The following is a 10,455-nucleotide window of genomic DNA, read 5'->3' as shown; positions in this document are numbered from 1 at the left end:
ACTTTGAACCATTAAACCCCATCCCTGAGCTTGAAAGAATTTCTACCATGCCAGGAAAATGGCAAAAGTTAATTGAACTTTCACAACAACTTATAGTAAAAAATCAAGTTGTATAGATATAATCAAATTATTTTCACCTATCAGCATTTTGTTAAAAGTAAACAGTCTGAAAAGGTGTATTCTTGTTGCTCTTTTTTAATTTTCCAGAATAAATTTAAAAGTTCTGGTGAAAGAAAAAGTAATACCTCATTATTTTAGAGCACATTTTCACTTTTCAAAGTGTAATTTAAAACTAAAAAGTTTTAATCTGTTTTTTCATAGATTAGTTAACACTATCGTGGATTTACATCAACCCCATTATCTTTTCGAAAATCAACACCTTCTTTTAGGTTACCTTTTGTTTGTAAATCCTTATTTATAACACTATCATTTTGCTTTAACTTTTCACTTAATAGCTTTAATATAATAATAATAATAAGTTCCTTCTCTGTTATTATATTTGGATTTTTATGTTCTAAATTTTGATTTACACCTAGATTTCTAGCGTCTACATCTTTATACTTTCTTCGCCTTTCTCTTTTTCCCATATAATAATCTCCTTATTATTGATAATTACAATATATGAAATAGCTCCCCCGTCGTTCCACTTTCAACTTGAAAATAAGTGGAAAGACCTCAAAAGAATCTTCCCACTTATTGTAATATTAAATTTAATGTGATGATTTAGCTATAACTGAAAGTGAAGGATCACTTATTATTAACGTATCTCCATTTTCGTTTACAGCCTCTATTATCTTAACAGTGTATACACAACATCCTGGACAACTACCACATTCGCAATGACTAAAGCAAAATGCAGTTGTAAGTTCTTCATTAGCTTGATTGAATGCTATTGTATATTGCCAGGTTCCACAAGGTATTTCTTGTTTATCATCACAATTTTTAAATAATCCAAATAATAATGTTGTCGGTTCAGTGTTTGAGTTATCTTTATATTTAATAGTACTCGAAAAGTCTACCTTCACTACTGGATTCTTTAAGCAGCTTGTATCTATAGTAATGCATCCTAAAGATCTTGGTTGAAAGTTTTCATTAGTTTTACTTATTGAGGTACCTGTTCCTTGAGTGCATTCAAAAAGTATTGGATATGGGCATGGGCTCTTTGGACAGCAATGTGCATATTTATGCTTATCACAGCACTCATTGTTCTCATCGCATCTATTATCATCATGTCCTTTATTGCAATCGCATCTTTCTTCCTCTTCTTGTGATCCCTTATAGTATAATTTCATAAATAGTTTCCTCCCTTATTATCATAAACTTTAACTTTCTAGCCTTCTTACAGGATAAATCCATTACTGTAATATACAAGTATTAAAGTAACCCCTTGTAAACAATTAATAACGCTTTTGCCCTCGAAGTCTTCCTACAACACCCATTCCAGAATTACATCCTATTTCAATATCATCATTACACACATCGTATTGTTTTTGATTATTACAACTACATCTTTCAGCCTTATGGTGTTTTCCACATTTACAATTACAATCTTCTATCATATCAACCTTACATTCAGGTTCTCCTATATATACAGGTTGGTTTTGTAATAACTTAATGCGTAAATATACTACCATTTTCTCAGTTATATCTCTAAAACATCTCTCTTTACTAAAATCTCCACCACATCTTCTATCACCATGGAAGATATCTGTTTCTAGAATATTTGACCACTCTAACTCACAAAAAATACGCTCATAATAATCATTGTAATGTTGCCAGCTCTGTTCTTTATTACTTTCACAAAGCATACTTTTATCTAATACACTTGATTCTCTTTTACAATAGGATCCAAATATTGGTTCCTTATCAAATTTAACTGCTGTTACACACTTAAACGGAATATTAAATGTTGAGTGCAACACACTTCCACTTACACTTGTAGCATTGTCACAATCTACAGTAGAGTATTGAATATTTTTCTGTACATGTCCAGATATGAAAACCTTATTTGTATGAGGCACTAGATGACACTGAGTAATACATACATGCTTATCTATTGTCTTTACATCAAAGGCTTCCTTTTCTAGTCTAATATCAGACTCTATATCAATTTGTATTTTACAATCTGCTAACACTACGGGAACTTTAACCACCATAGGACCTGGTCTTCCAAATGGTGTATAACATTCATTACTACATTCACCTAAATGATTTGAACTCACTACTTTTGAATTATTGCAATTAGGAGATATATTTGGATCATTACATCCATTAATTAAATTACTTTCAAACATAAACTCATCCCCTTTATAGTCCTTTGTATATAAACTCTTAAGATCTTTTTATGAATTCTAAGATTTTATATCTAATAGCATATTATTCTTGAGAATATAAGTTGTTACATATTATTACTTAAATATACTAAATTCATTTTAATTCACTATAACCATTTGTCATTATTCATTCATTTTCGCCAAATGCTACAGTTACATTGCTTTTATCTTTATCATCATTTCTAGTATATTTATGAATAGAGTTATTGTTACAACTTTCTATAGCCATTACATCTCCATGGAATTCTGGTATAAAGACTTGTTGATTTTGAATTACTTTAAATCTTATAAATATAACCATTTTCTCTAGTATCTTTTTACACCCTTCCTTTTTATCTAAACACTTCATTCCATTATCTTTACTATCCAAGGCATCTATTTCTAATATCTTCGCATATTCACACTCACAATAAACCGGTTCATATAATTTACTGTAATGAATCCATGAATCTTCCTTATTATTTTTGCAAAGCGTATTTTTATCTAAACCATTTAATCTTTCTTTATAGCTTTCGCCATATAATGGGTTTCTAAAAAATTCAATTTCTGTTACACATTTAAATGGAGAATTAACTACTGTATATTCTATCTTGTTACCTTCACTTGCTTTATTAGTACAATCATTATTAGAAACTTGTATGTTCTTTTCCACATAGCCTTCTATAAATATCTTGTTTGTATAAGGAATAAGCTTACATTCCTTTACAAAAACCTCTTTATCAATATTTATTACATTTATATCTGTCTTTTCTAATTCTATTTCAGACTCTACATTGATCTCTACTTCTACATCAGATAAAATCACAGGAACTTTAGCTATTAGTGGCCCTGTAGAGCCCGTTAGAGCATGACACTTACTATTACATGTACTTAAAACTTCTGAATCTATAACCATTGAATCACACCTTTTTTTACCGTCAATGTTTTCTTTATCATTGCTACTAATATCTTTTTCCCCCATATATATCCCTCCATATTACTTCTAAAACATTATGTAATACTATATTATTCACAATGATTGCAATTGGCACTTATAGTAATGTTGCTATAAATTAAAAAAGGAACCACATTGAATGTAGTCCCTTTTAAATCTTATCCTTTATATCTTAATATTTATTCATACCTTCAAATCTTCCAATACATATATTAATTAAAAACCAGATCTTATTCATTAAATAGCCTCTTCTTCTAGCCTCGCACCTTTAAATTGACTATTGTAAAGATCTGCATAAAATCCATTATCTTCTAACAGTTCTTCATGACTTCCCTTTTCTATAATACTTCCATTATTCATAACAAGTATTAAATCTGCACCACGGATAGTTGATAATCTATGTGCTATAACAAAACTTGTTCGTCCTTGCATAAGCTTTGTCATGGCCTTTTGTATATATATTTCTGTTCTAGTATCTACGCTACTTGTAGCTTCATCTAATATCAATACAGATGGATCTAATAGTATTGCTCTTGCAATAGTTAATAGTTGCTTTTGTCCTTGAGATATATTAGACGCTTCTTCATTAAGAATAGTATCATAACCTTCTGGCAATGTCCTAATGAAATGATCTGCATGAGCTGCCTTTGCCGCTAAGATAATTTCATCTTCTGTAGCCCCAAGGCGTCCATACCCTATGTTATCTCTTATCGTTCCATTAAATAACCAGGTGTCTTGAAGCACCATTCCAAATATATTTCTTAAATTTCCTCGTTTTAAATCTCTTATATCAATTCCATCAATAGTTATTTTTCCTTCATCTATTTCATAAAAACGCATAAGTAAATTTACAATAGTTGTCTTACCTGCTCCTGTAGGCCCTACAATAGCAATGGTTTGCCCCGGTTTCACATCTATGTTCATATTCTCTATAAGCATAGCATCTTTTTCATATCCAAAGTTTACATTTTCAAATTTCACCTCACCTTTAGGTGACTCAATAACTTGTGTAATATCAGCATCTTGAATTTCTTCAACTTCATCTAAAACTTCAAAAACACGTTCTGCCGCAGCCACAGTAGATTGTAATATATTAACTATATTAGCTGTTTGAACTATTGGCTGACCAAATTGCCTTGAATATTGAATAAATGCTTGTATATCTCCTAGATTAATTCTCCCTTTTGTTACAAATATACCACCTACCACACATACAAGAACATATCCTATATTGTTTATAAAATTCATAAGTGGCATAATTATACCCGAAATAAATTGTGCCTTCCATCCTACATTATAAAGTTCCTCATTTATATCGTCAAATTCTCCTATGGATATTTGTTCATGTCCAAAAGCCTTTACTATCTTATGACCTGTATACATTTCTTCAACATGCCCATTAAGGCGTCCTAAAGCATTTTGTTGATCTGCAAAGTATTTTTGTGAACGCTTTGCTATATTTGTTGTTACAAAAATAGATAATGGTAAGGTTACAATTGTAACAAGAGTTAGTATAGGGCTTATAGTTAACATCATTACAATAATACCAATTATAGTAACTACCGATGTAATAAGTTGTGTTAAACTCTGTTGAAGCGTACTAGAAACAGTATCTATATCATTGGTTACACGACTTAATATTTCACCATGAGTGTGAGAATCAAAATACTTAAGGGGTAGACGTGAAAGCTTCTCATCTACGTCTTTTCTCATATTAAAAACAGTCTTTTGAGCAACCCCTGCCATTACATATTGTTGTACATATGCAAATATAGCACTAATAGCATAAAGACCTATTAATATAAAAACTATATGTGCAATATAATCGAAATCTATTTTTCCGCCATTTAAACTCATTATTTCAGATATCTTTTTATTAACTGCTGATATACTATTTGCCACATCTGGAGTAGCCGTTGCTGGATTCTTTGATAATTTAGTAAGTGTATCTAACTGTGGCAATAGCTTTTCTAGTGCCATTTTCCCCATAATTCCTTCAAATAGCTTAGTTGTAGCCTTTCCCATAACCTTTGGACTAACTATACTAAAAACTGTACTTAATATAGCAAATATAAAAACTACTATAAGACTTACTCTTCGAGGTCTTAAATAAGTAATAAGCCTCTTCATTGTACCTTTAAAATCTTTTGCCTTTTCTACTGGTCTACCCATGGCAGGCCCACCACCCATAGGTCCTTTAGCTTGAGTCTTATGTCTTTTTTGTCTATCTTCCATCATGCTATTTCCTCCTCTGAAAGTTGTGAGGATACAATCTCATGATATACATCACAACTAGTTAAAAGTTCTTTATGAGTACCCATACCTACTATGTTTCCCTCATCTAAAACTATAATTCTATCTGCATCTATAACAGTACTTACCCTTTGAGCTACAATTATTACTGTAGATTCTTTAGTTTCATCTTTTAGTACAGCTCTAAGCTTTGCATCTGTTTTAAAATCAAGAGCAGAAAAACTATCATCAAAGATGTATATTTCAGGTCTTCTAACCAAGGCACGAGCAATAGATAAACGTTGCTTTTGTCCACCAGAAACATTAGTACCTCCTTGAGCTATCACTGAATTAAATCCCTCTTCCATATTTGATATAAAATCTGTAGCTTGAGCTATATTAGCTGCTTTCTTTATTTCATCTTCTGTAGCATCCTCTTTACCATATCTTATATTATCTGAAATAGTACCTGTAAATAATACTGCTTTTTGAGGTACAAATCCTATTTTAGATCTAAGTTCGCCTTGAGACATATCTCTTAAATCTACTCCATTAATTAAGATACTTCCACTGTTAATATCATAAAATCTTGGTATAAGACTTACGATTGTAGATTTACCTGAACCAGTACCACCAATAATTGCAGTGGTTTCTCCAGGTGCCGCACTAAAAGAAATATCTCTTATAACAGAACTTTCTGATCCTGGATAATTGAAACTTACATTTTTAAATTCAACATAACCTTTCTTTGATACTGCCTTTTTAATATCTTTAGGATCATTTATCACTGGAACAATATCTAAAACTTCATTAATTCTTGATGCTGAAACTGAAGCTCTTGGTATCATAATAAACATCATAGAAACCATAATTAATGAAAACATTATTTGCATAACATATTGTATAAATGCCATCAAGTCTCCCACCTGCATATTCCCAGCATCAATACGTTTTGCTCCAAACCATATAATTGCAATTGTAGTAAAGTTCATTACCAGCATCATTAACGGCATTAATATAGACATAAGCTTATTTACCTTAATAGCTGTACTTGTAAGGTCATGGTTTGCTTCATTAAATCTCTCTCTTTCATGATCGTTACGGTTAAAAGCACGTATTACTCTAATACCTGTAAGACCTTCACGTAATACTAAATTTAGCTTATCAAGTTTTATTTGCATTGATTTAAAAAGTGGCAGTCCCTTTCTTGCTATAATAGTTATAATTCCAATTAATACTGGTATAACTACTACAATAATAATAGAAAGCTTCCTATCCTTTGAAACCGCCATAATAATACCACCAATGCACATCATAGGTGCACTTATCATCATACGCATAATAATTACAAGAACCTGTTGAACTTGAGTAATATCATTAGTAGTTCTAGTAATAAGCGATGATGTTCCAAGCTTATCGAACTCTTCTATGGAGAAACCTTCTACCTTAGTAAAAAGTCCTTTTCTAAGATCTCTACCAAATCCTGTAGCTACCTTTGATGATAAAAAGCTTGCAGTAATAGTACATATAGTTCCACCTAGTGCAACTAATAACATAAATCCCCCTATTTTTAATATATAGTCTGTATCTCCGTTTACTATCCCATTATTTACTATATCTGACATCAATGTAGGTAAATATAACTCAGAAAGGGACTGGAAAAATACCAATACAAGTACCAAAATTATGGGTACTTTGAATGGCTTTAAATTTTTAAATAACTTAATCATAAGTAATCATCTCCAACAATTTAAATTTTTGTATTATTAACATTTAGCTTTATATCACAGGAATCCATAAGATTATCCCTTACTTGCATTAATAACCGTCTTAGTAACATCTGCTCTTCTTGTGTAAAATTACTAAAACATTCTTTGTCTATGGTTCTCATAACTTCATGAACATCTTTCCAGGCTTCTTCCCCTTGCTCAGTTATATATACCCTTGATATTCTTTGATCTAATGAATCTTGACGACGTTCCACAAGTTTAGCTTTTTCCATTCTTTTAAGCATCACAGTAATAGTCGCAGGTTTAATATTAAGTTTCTTAGCTAATTCTTTTTGACTTTGGCCATTTTCCTTGGATAATGCTAATAACATTGGTGGTTGACCAGGATAAATTCCAATTTCATCAAGTAACATATGTGTACGATGATAGTGAAATCTTATGACTTGGTAAAATGTGTTGTATAAAGAATCGTGATCATAACTATCCATTTAACTCCTCCTAACTAGTTAGTCGACTAACCATAATAAATATTATCACCTATATATATATATTAGTCAATAACCTTTTATTATAAATCTTTTAACAAGTTATTACCATTAGTAATTTGTTATTAATGTATACGTAACCATTCTATGGCGCATTCTGCACACTTAGCTTTAACACTTACTTTCTTTTTATTATTGCAAATATTTATCTTTGTATTTTTGTATAGCCTTTAATTTAAAAGTTTCTCCCTAATCTTTGATTAGTCCCCTAACTATAAATTTATATTTTTATACTATATTAAGTTACCATAATTTATCCCCTGGTTGAGCTTTAATATTAATAAATGTACTCTGTAAAGCAAAGAACTCTGCTAATATAAAGACACTCCTAATCAAAATAGCCTTGCTATATAAATGATTAAAAAACTACAAAATAAAAAGAGAAAAGCCTAAACTTTTCTCTTAGTTCTTTCTTGTAATTTAGTTAAATACCTATCTTAAATCCCTCACCTATAGCTTCATGAACACTTCTAACTATTATAAAAGCATCCTTATCTATTCCTTTAATATATTTATTTAATTTTATTACCTCTCTTCTATCTAGAACTGTAGTTATAACCTCTTTTGTTTCTTCTGTATATCCACCATTTGCAGAATATATTGTAATTCCTCTTTCTAATTCATCCATAATATATTTTTTGACTTTATCACCACTTGAACTTATAACCACAACTTCTTTACATATATTAAAGCCTTCAATTACTGAGTCAATTACAAAGCTATTTATAATAACTCCAAGTAATGCATACATACCAATTCTTAAACCAAAGGTAGCCCCAGCCATAAGAGTTATTGTGAAATCTGATATTAATAAAGCTACCCCCATATTAATGTTAAAAATCTTATTTATTATTTTAGCAATTATATCAGTGCCCCCAGTAGATGCATTTTGATAAAATATGATGCCCATACCTATACCAGTCATTAATATACCAAATATTAATTCTATAATCATATCATTTACTAAAGACCCACTTAAAGGCCAAAGCTTTTCCATTATCCATATCATGCCTGAAAGTTCCAAACTTGTATATATAGTTTTTGCTCCAAAGGCCTTTCCTATGATTAAGAAACCTACGATAAATAAGATTAAATTCATCATCATCATCAAAGCACCAACAGGGAGCTTAGGTAAATAATAATTAATTATTAAACCAAGTCCATTAACTCCTCCAGTAGCTAAATTATTAGGCATAAGAAAAAAGTACATACCTGATGCCACCATTAAATTACCTATACTTATAAAAATTAATTCCTTTACCCTCTCTCTCATAATAACCCCCCTATAATTTTACTATATAACCGATCGTAAAAATCCATTTCCGTGAACATCTGCCGCTTCCGAAACTGAAATAAGAGCTGACTCATCTATTTCTTCTACTAATTTTTGGACCATATTTAATTCATTTTCACTAACTACACAGTATATTATCTTCCTTTTGACACCAGTATATGCACCCTCACCGTAAAGGAAGGTAGTGCCTCTTCCTATCTTTTTAATTATGCAATCTGATACCTCTTCTTCCTTAGACGTAACTATTAATAATATCTTTTTCTTATTAAAGCTATTTAAAACCTTATCTATAACCACTGATTTTATATACATCAATAATAAAGTATAAAGTGTTAATGTAAGATTTGTAACTAAGATTCCCATCATTGCAATTACACCATTTAAAGCAAAGTATAAAGTGGACATTTTCATTCCATTTCTTTTTCGAAGTATTATAGCTACTATGTCAGTCCCTCCTTGAGAGGCACCTTGTTTAAATATCATTCCCATTCCTACCCCACTCACAACGGCTCCTGCTAAAGTTGATATAAAAATATCCTCTATTTTAAGTACACTTACCATATCTTTTGTTAAAACTAAAAATATAGACATTGATACCATTCCAATAAAACTTAAAACTACAAACTCTCTATTTACTAACTTATACCCTATAATAAATACTGGTATATTAATAATAAAAACCCAATACCCTGAAGGTATATTTGATACATATTGTAAGATAAGAGATATTCCCGCAGCTCCTCCACTTAAAAGTCTATGAGGTATTATAAATGCATTGATTGCAATAGAATAAAGGAAACTTCCTATTAAAATATTAATTACCTTAACGTACCATTCCTTTTCCTTTTCTTTTTCTTTTCTGATTTCTCTGTGACTCTTGATTTTACTCATTTAGATATTCTCCCCACATATTTTTTTTACTAAGCTATAGTATCAAAAATTCCCATGATGCTAACATCTCCTAAAAGACATAACCTAATCTCTATACTTTCTTACCACTAATGCTTAAATTGAAAAAGTTATTAGTTACATTAATGATGATAGATACTGAATGACTCATAAAAATTAAATAAATAAAACCTCCGTAAAACGGAGGCATAAAGTATCTAATATTATGAATCAATAAGCTCAATAATTACACAACAAAAAAATCAGTATTATTAATACTTATTATTCATGGCTTTGCTTCCCTCCGAAGTTCCATACATTGTTTAAGGCAGGTCTCCTGACTCACGGGTCACCCTTCACCACCCTTCCCAGAGAAAGAGATAATCTCCAGTGGATTTGGTTTTGTCGCCGTATACAGTAGCGGGGGCTGTAGTGGATCTTCACCACTTTCCCTATTAAACCTAAAAAGGTACCTAAAACAATTATTATTTTATTATGC

Annotated in this window: 9 protein-coding genes and 1 riboswitch; all 9 genes read right to left on the bottom strand. The window is 30.7% G+C overall.

What is annotated here, in order from left to right; genetic code table 11:
- Window positions 1-332: 332 nt before the first annotated feature.
- Window positions 333-587, bottom strand: a complete 255-nt coding sequence (locus BD821_RS11525) for a hypothetical protein (RefSeq protein ID WP_104410602.1) — start codon at window positions 585-587, stop codon at window positions 333-335.
- 123 nt (window positions 588-710) lie between these two features.
- The gene (locus tag BD821_RS11520; protein WP_104410601.1) at window positions 711-1,292 is read right to left on the bottom strand and encodes a DUF4489 domain-containing protein; all 582 of its coding nucleotides are present in this window, start codon (window positions 1,290-1,292) and stop codon (window positions 711-713) included.
- Between the two features lie 105 nt (window positions 1,293-1,397).
- Window positions 1,398-2,294 carry a CsxC family protein gene (locus BD821_RS11515; RefSeq protein ID WP_104410600.1) on the bottom strand — a complete coding sequence of 299 codons (897 nt, stop codon included), beginning with the start codon at window positions 2,292-2,294 and terminating at the stop codon, window positions 1,398-1,400.
- A gap of 166 nt (window positions 2,295-2,460) precedes the next feature.
- Window positions 2,461-3,294 (bottom strand): CsxC family protein, encoded by an 834-nt coding sequence (locus BD821_RS11510; protein ID WP_104410599.1) that lies wholly within the window; start codon window positions 3,292-3,294, stop codon window positions 2,461-2,463.
- Between the two features lie 210 nt (window positions 3,295-3,504).
- The gene (locus BD821_RS11505) at window positions 3,505-5,505 is read right to left on the bottom strand and encodes an ABC transporter ATP-binding protein (protein ID WP_104410598.1); all 2,001 of its coding nucleotides are present in this window, start codon (window positions 5,503-5,505) and stop codon (window positions 3,505-3,507) included.
- A complete protein-coding gene (locus BD821_RS11500) occupies window positions 5,502-7,229 on the bottom strand; it encodes an ABC transporter ATP-binding protein (RefSeq protein ID WP_104410597.1) in 1,728 nt (575 codons plus the stop codon). The genes BD821_RS11505 and BD821_RS11500 overlap by 4 nt, the downstream gene beginning before the upstream one ends.
- Before the next feature lie 20 nt (window positions 7,230-7,249).
- Window positions 7,250-7,717, bottom strand: coding sequence for a MarR family winged helix-turn-helix transcriptional regulator (locus BD821_RS11495; protein ID WP_029451629.1), 468 nt, complete (start codon window positions 7,715-7,717; stop codon window positions 7,250-7,252).
- Between the two features lie 481 nt (window positions 7,718-8,198).
- Window positions 8,199-9,047, bottom strand: a complete 849-nt coding sequence (locus tag BD821_RS11490; RefSeq protein WP_104410596.1) for a YitT family protein — start codon at window positions 9,045-9,047, stop codon at window positions 8,199-8,201.
- A 21-nt stretch (window positions 9,048-9,068) separates the two neighbouring features.
- A complete protein-coding gene (locus BD821_RS11485; protein ID WP_104410595.1) occupies window positions 9,069-9,959 on the bottom strand; it encodes a YitT family protein in 891 nt (296 codons plus the stop codon).
- A gap of 307 nt (window positions 9,960-10,266) precedes the next feature.
- A riboswitch (cobalamin riboswitch) is annotated at window positions 10,267-10,448 on the bottom strand.
- Between the last annotated feature and the right edge of the window lie 7 nt (window positions 10,449-10,455).

This window comes from Clostridium algidicarnis DSM 15099, from assembly GCF_002934235.1.
Classification (GTDB): domain Bacteria; phylum Bacillota; class Clostridia; order Clostridiales; family Clostridiaceae; genus Clostridium_L; species Clostridium_L algidicarnis.
Note: the sequence above shows the minus strand (reverse complement) of the source record. Positions and strands in the feature narration are given on the sequence as shown.